13 protein-coding genes and 2 pseudogenes are annotated in these 14,682 nt (G+C 71.7%); 6 read left to right on the forward strand and 9 right to left on the reverse strand.

What is annotated here, in order from left to right:
• Positions 1-747, reverse strand: a 747-nt coding sequence (locus ACFV1W_RS38055; protein WP_380421872.1) for a helix-turn-helix domain-containing protein, incomplete at its 3' end; no start/stop codon positions are given.
• Between ACFV1W_RS38055 and ACFV1W_RS38060 the strand changes: the two genes are divergently transcribed.
• Complete coding sequence (locus ACFV1W_RS38060; protein WP_380421873.1) at positions 746-1,372, forward strand: TetR family transcriptional regulator; 627 nt, start codon at positions 746-748, stop codon at positions 1,370-1,372. The two genes, ACFV1W_RS38055 and ACFV1W_RS38060, sit on opposite strands and share 2 nt — an antisense overlap.
• A gap of 31 nt (positions 1,373-1,403) precedes the next feature.
• Here ACFV1W_RS38060 and ACFV1W_RS38065 read toward each other — a convergent pair whose 3' ends face one another.
• From ACFV1W_RS38065 to ACFV1W_RS38075, 3 genes are read right to left on the reverse strand one after another with little or no spacing between them, the layout of a single operon-like run.
• Positions 1,404-2,585, reverse strand: a complete 1,182-nt coding sequence (locus ACFV1W_RS38065) for an NAD(P)/FAD-dependent oxidoreductase (protein WP_380421875.1) — start codon at positions 2,583-2,585, stop codon at positions 1,404-1,406.
• 34 nt (positions 2,586-2,619) lie between these two features.
• Positions 2,620-2,814: a ferredoxin gene (locus tag ACFV1W_RS38070; protein WP_380421877.1), complete on the reverse strand. Its 195-nt coding sequence runs from the start codon at positions 2,812-2,814 to the stop codon at positions 2,620-2,622.
• A gap of 31 nt (positions 2,815-2,845) precedes the next feature.
• Positions 2,846-4,510, reverse strand: a complete 1,665-nt coding sequence (locus ACFV1W_RS38075; protein ID WP_380421879.1) for a cytochrome P450 — start codon at positions 4,508-4,510, stop codon at positions 2,846-2,848.
• Positions 4,511-4,792: 282 nt separating this feature from the next.
• Between ACFV1W_RS38075 and ACFV1W_RS38080 the strand changes: the two genes are divergently transcribed.
• Both ACFV1W_RS38080 and ACFV1W_RS38085 read left to right on the forward strand, forming a co-directional pair.
• Positions 4,793-5,326 carry a hypothetical protein gene (locus tag ACFV1W_RS38080; protein WP_380421880.1) on the forward strand — a complete coding sequence of 178 codons (534 nt, stop codon included), beginning with the start codon at positions 4,793-4,795 and terminating at the stop codon, positions 5,324-5,326.
• A gap of 268 nt (positions 5,327-5,594) precedes the next feature.
• Positions 5,595-5,816 (forward strand): annotated as a pseudogene (locus tag ACFV1W_RS38085) (transposase); the annotation flags it as partial.
• A gap of 150 nt (positions 5,817-5,966) precedes the next feature.
• On the opposite strand, the gene ACFV1W_RS38090 reads toward ACFV1W_RS38085, so the two are convergent.
• Positions 5,967-6,242 carry a winged helix-turn-helix transcriptional regulator gene (locus ACFV1W_RS38090; RefSeq protein ID WP_380421882.1) on the reverse strand — a complete coding sequence of 92 codons (276 nt, stop codon included), beginning with the start codon at positions 6,240-6,242 and terminating at the stop codon, positions 5,967-5,969.
• A gap of 556 nt (positions 6,243-6,798) precedes the next feature.
• Between ACFV1W_RS38090 and ACFV1W_RS38095 the strand changes: the two are divergent.
• A pseudogene (locus ACFV1W_RS38095) lies at positions 6,799-7,290 on the forward strand (MBL fold metallo-hydrolase); the annotation flags it as partial.
• A 686-nt stretch (positions 7,291-7,976) separates the two neighbouring features.
• On the opposite strand, the gene ACFV1W_RS38100 reads toward ACFV1W_RS38095, so the two are convergent.
• The 3 genes from ACFV1W_RS38100 to ACFV1W_RS38110 form a co-directional block, all read right to left on the reverse strand.
• Positions 7,977-8,426 (reverse strand): hypothetical protein, encoded by a 450-nt coding sequence (locus ACFV1W_RS38100; RefSeq protein WP_380421883.1) that lies wholly within the window; start codon positions 8,424-8,426, stop codon positions 7,977-7,979.
• 301 nt (positions 8,427-8,727) lie between these two features.
• The gene (locus ACFV1W_RS38105) at positions 8,728-9,732 is read right to left on the reverse strand and encodes an alpha/beta fold hydrolase (protein ID WP_380421885.1); all 1,005 of its coding nucleotides are present in this window, start codon (positions 9,730-9,732) and stop codon (positions 8,728-8,730) included.
• An 822-nt stretch (positions 9,733-10,554) separates the two neighbouring features.
• Positions 10,555-11,613, reverse strand: coding sequence for a hypothetical protein (locus ACFV1W_RS38110; RefSeq protein WP_380421886.1), 1,059 nt, complete (start codon positions 11,611-11,613; stop codon positions 10,555-10,557).
• 1,692 nt (positions 11,614-13,305) lie between these two features.
• Between ACFV1W_RS38110 and ACFV1W_RS38115 the strand changes: the two genes are divergently transcribed.
• Positions 13,306-13,665, forward strand: a complete 360-nt coding sequence (locus tag ACFV1W_RS38115) for a hypothetical protein (protein WP_380421887.1) — start codon at positions 13,306-13,308, stop codon at positions 13,663-13,665.
• Positions 13,666-13,824: 159 nt separating this feature from the next.
• On the opposite strand, the gene ACFV1W_RS38120 is transcribed toward ACFV1W_RS38115, so the two are convergent.
• Positions 13,825-14,328, reverse strand: a complete 504-nt coding sequence (locus tag ACFV1W_RS38120) for a hypothetical protein (RefSeq protein ID WP_380421888.1) — start codon at positions 14,326-14,328, stop codon at positions 13,825-13,827.
• A 5-nt stretch (positions 14,329-14,333) separates the two neighbouring features.
• On the opposite strand from ACFV1W_RS38120, the gene ACFV1W_RS38125 reads away from it, so the two are divergent.
• On the forward strand, positions 14,334-14,492 hold the full coding sequence (locus ACFV1W_RS38125) for a hypothetical protein (protein ID WP_380421889.1): 159 nt from the start codon (positions 14,334-14,336) through the stop codon (positions 14,490-14,492).
• Positions 14,493-14,682 lie beyond the last annotated feature (190 nt).

The raw sequence follows: 14,682 nt of genomic DNA on the forward strand, positions 1-14,682 counted from the left end.
CACCGGGTGACGGCGCGGTGCGGGGCCGAGTCCTGCGGTGCGGAGGACGCGTCGGACGGTGGTGGCGCTGATCCTGTGTCCGAGTCGGTGCAGTTCGCCGTGCACGCGGCGTGCGCCCCACCGCGGGTTCTCGTTGGCGAGCCGGATGATCAAATCGTGGAGCTCGTCGGATACCGGCGGGCGGCCGGGGGAAGGCGGCTGGGTCCACTTCTGCTTGATCAGGCGCTGGTGCCGGGCAAGCAAGGTGCGTGGCGTGGCGATCCGGTGCCCACGGAGCGCCCGGGGCAGTACTCGGGCGAGCGCGGCCAGCCGGGCTTCGGCGCGGCGACCTGTCGGCGCAGCACGGCGACCTCGTGCCGCAGGATGAGTATCTCGGCGTTCCTGGCCGCGGCGGATCTGCACAGCAGAGCCAGCCACGCAAAGATCCGCGTGGCGAACAGGTAGATCATCCGTACGAGCACGGTTACCGATCATGCCGGACCGCTGGCCTCGGCCACGTTGTCCGAAGCCAGCAGCGGTGAAGCTGTTCTGGAGCACTACGGGCAAACTCCGGTGCGGTAGGCGCGCCGAGGGCGCCAGGGCAGTCGCGTTCGGGTGTGCCGAGGTGCAAACGTGCTCTTCAGCGTCCCCTACACGGACGCTGCCGTGGCGCCAACGGGCCCGGCCCGGACGGCGGCCAGCAAGGCCTGGGCGGGCGAGACGGCCGCGAAACTGGCAGAGGTGCCGGTTGGCGTAGTCTGGGCCCATGGCTCGATCGGATGGTGCGCCCGCTCCCGGGCTGCGCGAGCGCAAGAAGGCGGAGACCCGGGAGGCGCTGCGTACCGCGGCCGCGCGACTGTTCGCCGAGCGCGGGTTCGGCGAGACGACGGTCGCCGAGATCGTCGAGGCGGCCGGGGTGTCGCCGCGGACGTTCTTCCGCTACTTCGACAGCAAGGAGGACCTGCTGCTGCCGGACCTCGCGGAGTCGTTCGAGCGGCTGACGCAGGAGCTGGCTCGTCGCCCCCGCAAGGAGCCCGCGTTGGTGGCGCTGCGCGAAGCGGTGTTGGCGGCGGTGGCCGATGCTCCGCAGACCACCCTGGTCGCGCTGGCCCATCCGCTGGAGGGGGCGGAGGAACTGGTGACGGACCGCCTGGTGTACGCCTTCGTGCAACTGGAGGGCAGGCTCACCAAGCTGCTCGCGGACCGGATGCCGCCGGGCCCCGACGCGGATCTGCGGGCCGCCGTGCTGGCGATGACGGCGATGTCGGCGATGCGCGCGGTCGTCCGTACCGTACGGGAGCGGCGGGAGACCGGGGAGGTGCCGGTCGGCGCCTTCGGCCGGCTACTGCCGACGGCGTTCGCGGTACTGGCCGAGGCGAGCGCGGACCTCTGATCGGTCTCCGCCCACCCCGGCCCTCTGGTGGTCAACCCGCCAGGGACGACCCCCGGTCGAGATCAGCCACGCAGGAGCGCAGCGCCCGCGGGCTGTTCCAGCCCAACACGCCGGTGATCCGGCCGTCCGTCCGGTAACGGGCGACGAAGGACCGCTGTCCGGGGTCGCCGTGCACCACTTCGAGCTCCGCGTCCGGGGTGCAGATCCCGTACGCCTGGATCCTGGTGTCGTACTGGTCGCTCCAGAAATAGGGGAGCGGCGCGTACTCCTCGCGTGCGCCGAGCAGGTTGCGGGCTGCGGCGATGGCCTGCTCGGAGGCGTTGGTGCGATGCTCCAGCCGCTGGGTGCGGTCGAGCCGTGGATGGTGCCACCGGGAGACGTCCCCCGCGGCGTAGATGCCCGGCGCCGCCTGGCAGTAGGCGTCGCAGAGCACACCGTCGGCGATGTCCAGGCCGCTGCCGCGCAGCCAGGCGGTGGCTGGCGTGGACCCGATGGCCACCACGGCGGCATCTGCCTCCAGCAGACTGCCGTCGGTCAGTTGCAGCCCGGTCAGCCGTCCGTACGCGCCGAGCAGCGAGCCGACGCCGACCCCGGTGCGCAGCCGTGCTCCATGGTCGGTGTGCAACTCGCCGACGAGTCGGCCGAGTTCCGGGCCCAGGCGTTCGGCGAGCGGGAACGGGCCCCGGCAGACCAGGGTGGTCTCCACGCCGAGGCTGCAGGCGGTGGCGGCGACCTCGGCACCGGTGAAGCCGCCACCGATCACGGCGAGCCGGGGTCGGCCCACCAGGTGCCGGCGCAGCCGTTCGGCGTCCTCCAGCGTGCGCAGGACATGGACGCCTTCGAGCTCGTGCCCGGTGGGCAGGCGCCGGGGCGTGACGCCGGTGGCGATGATTAGTCCGTCGTACGCCAGGCTGGTGCCGTTATCGAGCTGGACACTGCGCTGGTTGGTGTCCAGGCCGATGGCCTGGCAACCCAGTCGCAGGTCCAGGTCCAGCCGGGCGTAGTCCTCGCCGCCGCGCAGGGCGGCGCGGGTGGGCTGCCAGGCACCGGACAGGACCTGCTTGGACAACGGCGGTCTGTCGTAGGGGAGATGGGGCTCCGCGCCGAGCAGGGTCAGCCGGCCGTGGTAGCCCTCGCGGCGCAGCGTCTCCACCGCCGTGAGCCCGGCGGCGGAGGCGCCGACCACGACCACCCGGTGCGGTGCGCTGCTCATGCGCCCGCTCCGGTCGGTTCGCACGTTCGCCCGCTCATTCGGCCTCCACTCGGATGGCGGCGGCGGGGCAGCGCGCGGCCGCGTCGCGGACCGAAGTGGCGAGCTCCGCGGGCGGGTCGGCGTCGAGGAGGACGGCGATGCCGTCATCGCGCTGGTCGAAGACCTCAGGGGCGGTCAGGACACAGGTGCCGGCGCCGCAGCAGCGGTCCTGGTCGAGGGTGATGCGCATGGGGTGTCCTTGCTTAGGGGTCGGGGCTGCTTCACCAGGTGACGGGCAGCTGGTGCAGGCCGTAAATGACCATGTCGTCGCGGAACGGGAGCTGGTCGACCCGTACGGTCGGCCGCAGGCCGGGGAAGCGGGCAAACAGCGAGGTGAGGGTGATCCGGATTTCGGCGCGGGCGAGTTGCTGGCCCAGGCACTGGTGCGGGCCGTAGCCGAAGGCGACATGGGCGGCGGAGTCGCGGGCGATGTCCAGCCGGTCCGGGTCCTCGATGCCGAGGCCGGGGTCGCGGTTGGCGGAGGGCAGCGAGGCCACCACGTAGTCGCCGGCCTTGATCGTCTGGCCGCCGAGGGTGAGGTCCTCGGATGCCACGCGGACCAGGCCGAACTGGATGATCGTCAGGTAGCGCAGCAACTCCTCCACCGCGCGGTCGGCCAGGGCCGGGTCCGCGCGAAGGGCGGCGAGCTGGTCGGGGTGTTCCAGCAGCGTCAGGGCGCCGAGCGCGATCATGTTGGCGGTGGTCTCGTGGCCGGCGATCAGCAGCAGTGAGCCCAGCACGGTGAGCGCGACGTCGGTCAGCGGGCTGTCCGGATCGGCGTCGGCCTCGGCGATCAGGGTGCTGAGCAGGTCGTCGCCCGGCTGCTCGCGCTTGGCGGCGACCAGCGCGGCGATGAAGGACGCGAGTTCCGCCCTGGCCTGCTGCCCTTGTTCGGCCGAGGACTCGATGGCCAGCAGCTGGTCGGCCAGGCGATGGAAGGTCTCGCGGTCGTCGTAGCTGACACCGAGCAGTTCGCAGATCACCAAGGAGGTGACGGGAAGGGCGAGTTCAGCGACGAGGTCGACCGGCCCGCCGGCCTTCTCCATGGCGTCCAGCCGCTCGTCCACGATTTGCTGGATCCGGGGCTGCAGCTGCTGGACCTGCTTGACTGTGAACGCCCGCATGACCGGGCGCCGGTAGCGCGCGTGCTCAGGCTCGTCCAGGCGCAGCAGTGCGCCGGGCAGCGGCTGCTCCGGCAGCGCGGCCACCGCGCTGCGCACATGCGGTGCGCTGACGGCGAGCCGTGAGCTGAACCTGGGGTCGGCGAGCAGCGTGCGGACATCCTCGTAGCGGGTGACCAGCCAGCCGGAGCCGCCGCTCGGGAAGGTGATCCGGCTGATCGGCGCGGACTCGCGCAGTGCCCGGTAACCGGGCGCGGGGTCGAAGGGGCACCTGCGCTGCCGGGGCAGCTCGGGCAGGTCGCTCGGGCGGGCGGTGTCGGTCATGGCACCCTCCGGTGGTGTCGTACGGGGGGACGGGGGTTCTGGGGGATCGGCGTCGTGCCGCCGGTGGAGCACCGGACCACCGAACGCGATCGCCAGGAACAGGCCGGTGCCCGCGATCAGTTGGGCCTCGGACGTCCAGTGGGCAAGCAGCAGCCCCGCGCCGGTCGCCAGGGCGACCAGCAGCAGCTTGCCCAGCACCAGGTTCCGCAGCGGCAGCCGGTGCGGCCCGACGGAACCGGTGCGCCGCCGGCGCTGCCATCTGACCAGCAGCACCAGCGCCGAGAGCAGCGCCATCTGGGCCAGCACACCTGCGGCGCGCTGCCAGACCGGACCGTGCTCTACGAACGCCCAGCGCCAGCCGAAGTAGGCCCCGGCGGCGGTGTAGCCGATCCGGATCGCGCGGCGGGATGGGAGGCGAACCCAGGATGCGAAAAGTGGCACAACTGCCACAATAGAGAAAGTGGCACAAGTGTCAAGTTTTTCCGGCGGCGGCCCCATTGCGGCGCGAGCGCGGCTCGCCTTGATCCTCAGTGGGTGTTGTCGTTCCAACCTTGAGCGACACCGGTCGAACGAGAGTCTCGATCGGGCGGCTTCGGCGGGTGCCGGGCTGGCGGCAGGGCCTCGGCCAGTAGCGGAACCAGGCCGAGCGGGGCGCGATCACGCCGCCAGTCGGTAACTAGAGTTGTCAATCCCGAGGTAGTTAACTATAGTTGTCATGTGACGATGCCTGAGATCACCCGAGAAGAACAGGTAGAACTCGACAAGGCTCTGTATGACGCCGTAAACCCATTGGCTTCGGCCATTCGCTCCCGAGCGACCGGGCTTCCCGCGGACCGCATGTGGGACGCCGACCCCGTCGCAGTGGCTCTGTCCGTCCTTGCCGCCTGGAGGACGGTGGACGCGGAGGTCAAGCGACTGACCGCGAACGCGGCAGCGACCGCCGGCTCCTACGGGGCAAGTTACGAGCAGTTGGGGGCCGTGTGGGGCATCACCCGCCAGGGCGCCCGCAAGAAGTGGCCCGACGCCATCACCCGCCCGGCGCCCTCGACAGCACGAACGAGCAATCTTGAGATCTTCGGTGGGACGGCCGAACTGGTCCAGGCGCCATCCGGCGGCTGGAACTGGACGGGCAAGGGCGCCGACGGAGCACCCGGTGCGGCCGGCGACGGGGCGTGCTACGCAACCGCGGAGGAAGCCGCGGCCCATGCGGGCGCATTCCTCAAGGAGCATGCCGCTGACGCTGTCGGCCGGCCTTGAGCGGCTGGCGCCGTTCCGGTTTTGAGGAGCGCCGGTCGAACGGGAACTCGATCGGGTGAGTGTGGCGGCCGCCGCGCATGAAAGCAGGGCCTCTTGGTAGCTCAAAGGGTGTCTACGCCAACGAGCAGTCCAGGAGGCCCTGTTGGCGCAGTTCTACGGCATCACGTGGGTGGAGTCCACTTCTGCCACCCTTGCGTGTGACTGCTTGGCTCACCGGTTCGGGAACGCCGGCGGCCACGAGGCGCGCGAGCGCCGCTACCCGACGGACATGTCGGATGCGGAGTGGGCGGTGGTGCGACCGCTGTTTCCGGCGCCGGGCTGGCTGCGGGGCCGGGGCGGGCAGCCGGAGGCGTACTGCCACCGCGCGATACTGGACGCGATCCGCTACCTGGTCGACAGCGGCACGAAATGGCGGGCCATCCCGGCTGACTTCCCGCCGTGGGACCACGTCTACGCCTTCTTCCGCCGCTGGCGCGACCACGGTCTGGTCCAGGAGTTCCACGACCGGCTCCGCCGCAGGGTGCGCGAGCAGGCCGGGCGGGATCCGGAGCCGAGCGCGGGTGTGATCGACTCCCAGTCGGTCAAGGCGGACCCGGTCGTCGGCTGCGGCGTGACAGTGCGGGTGATCGTGGCGGCGACGTCATGCCCCGGCGTCGTACCGCAGTCGGGCCCGCTCGACCTCGTTGATGTGCTGCTCCGCCCATTCGCGCACGGCGGCCAGCGGGCCTTCGAGGGTGTGGCCGAGCTCGGTGAGCCGGTACTCGACCCGGGGCGGCACCACGGGATGGACCTCGCGGCTGACCAACCCGTCACGTTCCAGGCTGCGCAGGGTCTGGGCCAGCATCTTCTCGCTGATGCCCTGGATCTCGTCCCGCAGTTCACCGAAGCGTCTCGTGCCGCAGGCCAGCCGGCCCACGATGAGCGCGGTCCACTTGTCTGCGATGCGGTCCAGAGCCGCCCGCGAAGGGCATGGGGCGCTGTACACGTCCGCGACGTGACCGTCCGAAAGAAGCACGGGCGCCCGACCGGGAGTTCCGGGACGTGGCCGGCGGCGAGGAGGCGAAAGCGACACCAGTGCAAGCTAACTGATGTGGAGTGAAGAGGACAGAGCCAACTTCCGGGTCGGGGACTGACGTGCAAGTGCGTACTTCCCAACGGGTGGCCACGCTCCGAAAGTGAGTGGCGGACAAAGCAACGCTCTCCCCGGAGGTTCTCATGACCCACCCCGCACCGCGCGCCCGGCTGAACGTCGGCAGCACCGCCGTCACCTTCCTGCCCGACGGGTACGGCCGCATCAACCCCTCCGCCTTCCTGCCGGGCAGCGCCCCCGAAGGCTGGGCCACACACGGCGCAGACCTCGATCCGGACGGCCGGTTCACCGTCAGCATCGGCTCGTTCCTGATCCGCGCGCTGACGGACGCAACCTCCTCGTCGACCTCGGGCTGGGGCGCGTCGAGTTCACGGTTCCGGGAGTGGCCGACTTCCACGGCGGGGCCCTCCTGGACTCGCTCGCCGACGAGGGCCTGACGCCCGCCGACATCGACACCGTGGTCTACACGCACCTGCACCACGACCACGTCGGCTGGACCAGCCCGTTCGCCCCGGCCCCCGGCCTCGCCCCGGACCGGCCCGTCACGGAGCTGACCTTCTCCCGTGCCCGGCACCTGACCACCGAGGCCGAGTGGAACCACTGGTCCGGCACCGCCGACCCCGCCGGCCCCGATCCACGGGCCGTCCAGGCGCCCCTCGCCGACCGAATCGGCTTCGTCGCCGACAGCGAGGAGATCGCGCCCGGGGTGCGCGTGCTGAACACCGCCGGCCACACCCCCGGACACCTCAGCCTGGTCGTCACCGACCCGTCGGGCAAGGATCCCCGGCACCTGGTCATCCTCGGCGACGTCATGCACACCCAAGCCCAGGTCACCGAAACCCACTGGACCTGCGCGTTCGACCACGATCCCGCCGCGGCCACCGCGACCCGGGAACGCATCCTCAAAGAACTCGAGAACCCGGACACCGTCCTGGCCGACGGACACTTCTCCGGCAGCGTGTTCGGCCACGTCCTCCCCGCGACCGCACGCCGCGCATGGGCACACTGCGACGGCGTGCATGCGCTGCCACTCGACCGCCCGCGGGTTGAACGCGCGCAGCTTCACCGTCTGGAGGATCCGCGCCGCGTGGCGCCGGGCGTCGATCCGCAGCCAGTCCACCGGCGACTCCACCGCCGCCGCCGGCTGCTCGCCCGTCCCGGCCTCGGCGGCCGCGCCTTCTTCGGAGTCCTGCGCCGTGGCGTGCTGGGGCTGGGCGCGGTGGGCGCGCAGCTCGGTGATGCGGCCAACCACCCGGGCGTCGTGGGCGGCCAGGGCCTGCACGACCCGCCAGATCGTGCGGAAGCTGGAGGCCTCGATCTCGGTGTCGGCCTCGGCCTTCACCGCCTCGCCCGCATCCTTCACCTCGGCCGGATCGGCGGCCGCCGTCTCGTCACCGATCAGCGGGGTGGGGAGGTAGACGGGGGTGATGACCCAAGAGACCTTGCCCTGCCGGTAAGACTGGCGCAGCGCCCGCCCGACGGCCTGCACGATGTCGATGACGCTGGACTTGGGGTCGGCGAAGCAGACGGCGTCCACGGCGGCGACGTCGATGCCCTCCGTCAGGAGGAAGGAGTTGCAGAGGATGCCGCACTCCTCGCCGTCCTCGCCGGTGTGGGCCTTGAACTCCGCGAACGCCGGTCGGTGCCGGCCACCGCCTTCGCCCAGATCCGCTCCGCCCGGTCCGCGTTCTTCAGCGGCGCGGCTGCCGCCGGCAGGTCCGCGGCGAACTCCCGCGCCCCCGACACCCGCGAGTGGAACGTGATCACCCGTCGCAGGTCCAGGTCCGCGACCGCGCGCAGCACCGCGACCTGCAACGCCAGGCGCAGCAGGTCCTCGTTCGAGCGCTGGGAGCGCAGGTCCGCGACGGCCGGGAGGTTGAGCAGGTCGCGCAGGTCTTCGTCGGTGACGACGGGGACCAGGACGCGGTAGTCGGCGAGGTAGCCGTGCTCGATCCCCTGGCCGAGCGTCCAGGTGTAGACGGTCGGGCCGTAGATCGTCTCGTCGTCCATGGAGCACAACGCGGGCAAAGGCTCCGCGCCCTCGCGGTCGGCGTCGGCGCCGGTTTGTCCCGGGGCGTTTTCGGGGCCGGCGGATCGACTGGCGCGCCGGGGATCGGCTCGGCGGCGGTGCTCGGCCTTCGACTCGACGCCTGGGTGGCGCGGGTGTTCGGTGAGCGGGCTCGTCGCGGCCGGTCGAGGACCTTCGACGACGGGTAGCCGGCCTCGTCGACCGCGATCGTCGCTGGGGCGAGGAGAGCAGCGCGTCGGGCGCCGGCCCGGCCGTCTCGGTGCCGGGCCGGCCGTGGCCCGCTCAGCGGCACAGCCGTGCAACAAGTCCCAGCTCGTGCGCCAGCAGGCCCGGGTCACGCGGACCGGCGTGCGGCGCGCTCAGCGACCGCACACGGAAGCGGTTGCGCGGTGTGACGTCGTCCGCCTCACGGATCATGAGGTCCTGGAGCGGCGACGGGATGATGCGGTCCTGCGTGTAGCGCACGAACGTACGCGGCACCCGGCCCCAGGCCGCCGGGAGACCGCGGGCGTCCTCGCTCGCGCCGACCGCCGCCGACTCGTCCGGTTCCAGGATGTTCATCAGCGCCCGGACCTCGGCATCCGGCCGGTCGGCGGCGATCGCCTCCTTGACGACCGCGAAGAACGCGGGATCGCCCGAACGCCAGTTGACCCGGCTGATCCCCAGCTCCGGCGGCGTCGGCACCCCGGGAATCTTGAAACTGGCGCTGGTGGCCGCCTCAGGGGTCATCATCAACCGCAGCACCGAGGGGTGCCCGGTCGGGCAGAACGCGGAGGCGTACACCAGATGCGCGACCAGCTCGGGCACCCGGTTGGCGACCGCGTTGAGGGTCGCACCGCCGAGGCTCTCCCCCACCAGCACCACCGGGCCGTTGCGGCGCGCCCGCCGCACCACGTCGGTGACGTGCGCGGCGAAGTCGCCCAGCGTCACCTTGGATAGCGGGGACGGCTCGGTGCGCAGCCGCTCGAGGTCCTGCGGGCACTGGTAGGACTCGGGCAGGTGGGCGCCGAGCCCGTGCCCGGGCAGGTCGACCGCGATGGCGCGGTGTCCGCGCAGGCCCAGCTCCCGCAACAAGGGCTGCCAGTAGAAGGAGTTGCTCCCCGAACCGTGGACGAGGACGAAGGTGGGCGCGCCGCGCCCAGGCCCGTCCGCGTGCGCGACGGAGGCGCCCGCGCCCAGCGCGGTGACCGCCCCCGCCCCGGCCACGGCCGCCCTGAGCGCGCTGCGCCGCGACGGCCCGCCGACCTTCGCCTCGCGGCTCCTGGTGGCGTGCTGTGCCTCGGCCATCGACGGTCCCCTCCTCGGCTGTTGGGTGACGCTCTCCCGTTGCCTCTGGACGGTGTCAGGCGCCGCTTTCATACCGCTGTCATCCGGCTGTCGGCCCGGCCGGACGAGCCGCAGGCCGCCGCTTTTCGGCGGTGCCTGCGTGGGCCATCCGGCACCTCTCAACCAACCACACAAACACGCAGGTCACACAGCCCGGATGTCCAGCCACCGACACCAGCGGAACCGGCACATACACCCGAACACACCACCAGCCCCCCAGAACTTCTCAACCAACCCGCAAAACCCCAGCCCACAAACAAGATCAACCAGCGATTCACTGACCCACCACAGCAGCGCAGGCGCCGAGGCGGCACGGTGCGGGCGGAGCGCAGCGGGGCCGAGCGAGGCCGAGAGGGCGGGGCGCAGCCCCACCGCCGAAGCCTCTCCCGAGGCGGTGCACCACCTCCTGGACGCTGCCAAGACACCGCGGCCAGCCCAAGCCCGTCCCTGGCCCTCATGCAGCCGTGGCCGTCTGCCTGTTGGCCTCGCGCACCCCGCGCAGCGCTCCGGACCACGCGATCACCGAGCATCGCGCCGACGGCGGGTGCGAAGGCGCCGGCGTGGCACGAGGGGTACGAGCCCGATGGTGGTCGTGCGGGAATCGGGCTGACCGCCGAGGGGCGCCGCGCCGCCCAGAGTGCCGTCCTCGTCTGCGAAGACAGGTGACGCACCGCCTCCGCGCCAACGACACCTGCCACGACGCCGGGTGAGGTGCGGAGGCCGAAGCCGGTGTCGGGGCGGAGTATCGCCCCGGCACCGGCCGGCTGCCGGGTTCGGAGCTGCTCAGGGTGTGCCGAGCGATTGCCAGTGAGACCATCCGTGGTTGGGGCCCTCCGGACTCTGCCAGATGTACTGGATGTCGCCCTGGGCGGAGGGGGCGAAGACCGCCAGCCGACCGTCAGCGTTCTGGGTGGCGGCCGGGTCGCCCGCCAGGGTGCCGCCGAGCGATTCCAACCTCGTCCATCCGTTGTTGGGTCTGTGCTGCCATGCGTGCTGAAGGGTGTTGTCGGTGCCGCGGATGAAAACCTCCAGCCGGCCGTCTCTGTTCTGGACGAGAGCCGGGTCACCCGTCACGCTGCCGCCGAGCGATTCCCAGTCTGCCGCCCATCCGTTGTTGGCGGCGGTCTGCCAGATCTGCCAGAGGGTGTTGTCGCTGTAGCGGACAAAGAGGTTCAGCCGGCCGTCCTGGTTCTGGACGACCGCGGGATTGCTCGCGCAGCTGGCGGCGCCAAGCCCCCTGCCGACCTTCCAGCCGTTGATGAGAGGGCGCTGCCACGCATGCTGAACGTCGCCGCCCGCGGAATGAGCGAAGACCTCCAGGTGGCCATCGGCGTTCGGGGCGACGGCCGGGTCGGCTTGCTGGACCGGGAACACCTGGATCGTTCCCCAGCCCGAATAGCCGTTGTTGGGGGCGGTCTGCCAGATGTGCCGAATCTCGCTGTTCGTACCGTCCGCGCCGTGGACGAACACCTCCAGTCGGCCGTCAGAGTTCTGGACGGCCGCCGGGTTGCCCACCATGCTGCCGCCGAGCGACTCCCATGCCGACCACTTCCGGTGGTCGTTGCGGTCGGTCTGCCAGATGTGCCGAAGAGTGGCGTCGGTGCCGCTGTGGGCGAAGACCTCCAGTCGGCCGTCCGCGTTCGGGGCGACGACCGGGACACCCGTCACGCTGGCGCCGAGCGGTGTCCAGTCCGACCAGTTCAGGTTGTCGTTGGGGGCGATCTGCCAGATGTACTGGAGTCTGCCGTCGGCGCCCCGGGCGAAGACCGCGAGACGGCCGTCCGAGTTGCGCCCGACCCACGAGTATGCGACGCCGTACTTGATGCCTACCATCGTGGCCATGAAACTCCCCTTCCGGATTGGCGAATGCCTGTCTGGCACTGGGGGATGAACTGCGGATTCCGACGCGGAGGTCCGGCCGAAGCCCGGCAGTTGTGCGTCTGCCGGTGATCGATGTCGGGGCGAAGACACGGCAGCCGCCGCGGCCCGACGACACCATGAAAAGTCGGACATCACCCTCCGGACCCTCCGGTCCAGGACTGCGATGCGGCTTCGCACCACCGCTCCCCATGCCGACCGCCGGATCTGTTGGAAATCCAGAAGGCCGCAGCCCAAGCCCTCCACCCGCCCGCTAGTTCGCCTACGACGGTATGCCTCTGCCGACTCATCCGCACGTCGACCCTTCGCGGGGGAGTGCAGCATCTCCAGAGGCCAGGCCGTGGGGCGAGAGCAGGCCAAGCTGTCCGGCGAAGACCGGGTCACTGCCCGCAGCCGGCCCCAGCACACCGACGACGAGCCGGCCGCGGCTGCGACGCTGTAGCGAAGGCCCACGCCGCTCGGCGGCCGGGTGCTACCGCAGGCGGAGGTTGATGGTGTGTCGGGGGTCAGGACCTGGGGAGGCCGTAGCGGCCGGCCGCCCATCGGTTCGGTGCGCAGCGCGGCCCTTGGGCAGGTGCGGGAATTCCCGGTCCGGGGCGGGGCCGTGGCGTGGCCTGGCGACCCTCCAGGGGCGCCCGCGGGCCGCCTGCGGCGGCACCGGGGCAGCGGGTGCCGGCCGGTGGGGGGTGCGGCGCGATGCGCCGAGGTGGAGCCGCGCGATACGCCGAGGGTGGAGCGGTGGCCGAGGTGGGACCAGCCCGGGGCACCGAGGTGGAGCCAGGGGCCCCGAGGGTGGGCGGCGCGGGCCACCGAGGCGGACGCGGCCGCGGGCGACCGCAACGGGGCGGCCAGGGGGCGGCGCCGGGCGACCGGGACGGCGGCCAGGGCGCCGCACGAGCGGCCAGGACGGCGGCCTGGACGGCGCCCCGGCGGCCGGTGCCCAGCGACCCAAGCGACCCGACCGGGCACGCGTCCCAGCGTCTCAGCAACAGGGCAGCAACCAGGCACAGCAGTAGGCAGGACAGCACCCCAACTCCATGCCCCGCGCGAGGCATCAAGCGGCGAAGCGGCGTCCACTCCATGCCACGCGCGAGGCACCAAGCGACGGCGCAGCACCGACTCCATGCCCCGCGCGGGCCATCCAGCGCCGGGGCCGCCACGGCGCGCCGGCGGCCAGCGCGCAGCCACCGGACCGCCCCCGAGACGCGCTGACGACCACACCAAAGGAGCACGTCAAAAGCCGCACCAAGGGCCACACCAAGGCCGCCACGGCGCTCCATGAGTAACACCGGGGCCACTCGCACCACACCACCGAAAACCCGTCAGCACCACGCCAAAAAGGCATCGGAAAACCAGCCGTGAAACAGCATCGGAAAACAGCCGCGAAAACAGCGGGAAACGCGACACCACATTCCCACCCGGGCACCACCCCTTACCCCGGGCATGGCATGCCCACGGCGAACACACCCCCCAACCCACCCCACCCCCAACCACACCCCCGGAAACCAGCCCAACCGACCCGGGGAGAAACACCCGAAACATGCTAAAACACCCCACCAGGCGACAACAGGTCACACCCACCCAGTGGGCCCGCCACGGCCCGGGCGTCGGCATCGTTGGACCGGCAAAGGCCCCGACGACCCGCGGAGCGATGACATGAGCCGCTACCTGCCAGACCCGTCCACCCCCGTCGCGGAGCTGAACGCGCCCGTCCACGCGGCCCTGCGCACCGCCCGCGAGGCCGGCGCCCCACTACTGGCCCTCGCCTACCCCTCCCGCACGCCCGGCGGGAGCTGGCACGTCACCGTGCTGGAGACCGCGACCGACGACGTCCGCTTCGACTTCCACACCGGCAACGCGCAATGGGACCCCGCGGCCGTCGAGCGCGAGTTCCGCCGCCGCGGCTACGACTCGCTGGCGGGCATGCTCCACCAGGAGTGGACCCAGCTGATCGACGCAGGCCGCAGCACCCACCTGTTCACGGACCCGCACCAGCAAGACGACTGGTGGTCCTAGAACGGGCACGAAAGCGGCTGTCCCAGCCGCCTCCCACCCCCACCACCGAGCGGCCGGCACCAGCCGGACGCGAAGAACAACAGCCCAGCGCAGCGCCCGGACACACCAACCAGCCCCCAACCCACCCACCACCAGCAGCACGGGGCCCAGGAAGGTAAGTCAGCAGTAGCCCTCGTACACCGCCACCCACCGGTCGCCGATGCCGGCCAGGCCGCGCTCGACCCAGCCGACCTGATGGCCCTCGCCCGTCACGAGGTAGACGTCCGGGTTGACCGTCCAACCGGCCAGCGCCCACCAGTCACCGAACCGCCCCGCATCGAGGGCGACGCGCACGTCACTCGGGGGCAGGCGGCGGTGCATCGGGTCGGCCGGGACCGGGAGCTCAGCGGGCTGCTGCGGCGAGGCCGGGGTGGGCGCAGCGGGTGCGGGCCGGGGGGCGGTCTGCTGCTGGGCGAGGCGCTGGTCGACCAGGTCGCGCAGCCGCTCACCGCCGGGCGGGGTTTCGCCCCGGGGCGAAACGGGCGCCGCGGTGGCCGGGCGCGCGGCGGGCGCCGTTTCCCCCGGGGAGGAACCGGCGCCGCAACGGCCTGCGGCCGGTCCGGGGCAGGGCCGGTCGGCGGGGGAGTTCGCCCCGGGGCGCAACGGGCGCGGGCCGGTTCTCAAGAGCGGTGCCGAAGCTGGTCAGCCGCGAACGCGCGGCCAACGAGCACGGCTTCGCCGACCTCAAGGCGTGGCGTATCCTCACCAAGGTCCGCATGAATGCCCGACACGCCACCAAGCTCCTGCGCGCACTGCTCGTCCTGACGAACGCCGAGGCCAGCCGCTGACGGATAATCACCTACGGTGATCACGCCCCCCACCACCGGCCCGAGCAGCCCAGCCCCCCACCAGCCCCGTGACCTGCAATTCAGGTTGAAAAGCACTCAGTAGCTGTTGCTCAATCGAGCTTGGTGATCGTGAGTTCGAGCCTGCTGTCTCGGCCGGGTGAGCATCGAAGTGGAGCCTGCCGCACGGTTC

This window comes from Kitasatospora sp. NPDC059648 (assembly GCF_042734825.1).
GTDB lineage: Bacteria > Actinomycetota > Actinomycetes > Streptomycetales > Streptomycetaceae > Kitasatospora.

What these genes read in the sequence shown, in the direction of transcription:
- ACFV1W_RS38060 (WP_380421873.1), top strand. Translation starts at nt 746, where the DNA reads ATGGCTCGATCGGATGGTGCGCCCGCTCCCGGGCTGCGCGAGCGCAAG.
- ACFV1W_RS38065 (WP_380421875.1), bottom strand. Translation starts at nt 2,585, where the DNA reads ATGAGCAGCGCACCGCACCGGGTGGTCGTGGTCGGCGCCTCCGCCGCC.
- ACFV1W_RS38070 (WP_380421877.1), bottom strand. Translation starts at nt 2,814, where the DNA reads ATGCGCATCACCCTCGACCAGGACCGCTGCTGCGGCGCCGGCACCTGT.
- ACFV1W_RS38080 (WP_380421880.1), top strand. Translation starts at nt 4,793, where the DNA reads ATGCCTGAGATCACCCGAGAAGAACAGGTAGAACTCGACAAGGCTCTG.
- ACFV1W_RS38100 (WP_380421883.1), bottom strand. Translation starts at nt 8,426, where the DNA reads ATGGACGACGAGACGATCTACGGCCCGACCGTCTACACCTGGACGCTC.
- ACFV1W_RS38105 (WP_380421885.1), bottom strand. Translation starts at nt 9,732, where the DNA reads ATGGCCGAGGCACAGCACGCCACCAGGAGCCGCGAGGCGAAGGTCGGC.
- ACFV1W_RS38110 (WP_380421886.1), bottom strand. Translation starts at nt 11,613, where the DNA reads ATGGCCACGATGGTAGGCATCAAGTACGGCGTCGCATACTCGTGGGTC.
- ACFV1W_RS38115 (WP_380421887.1), top strand. Translation starts at nt 13,306, where the DNA reads ATGAGCCGCTACCTGCCAGACCCGTCCACCCCCGTCGCGGAGCTGAAC.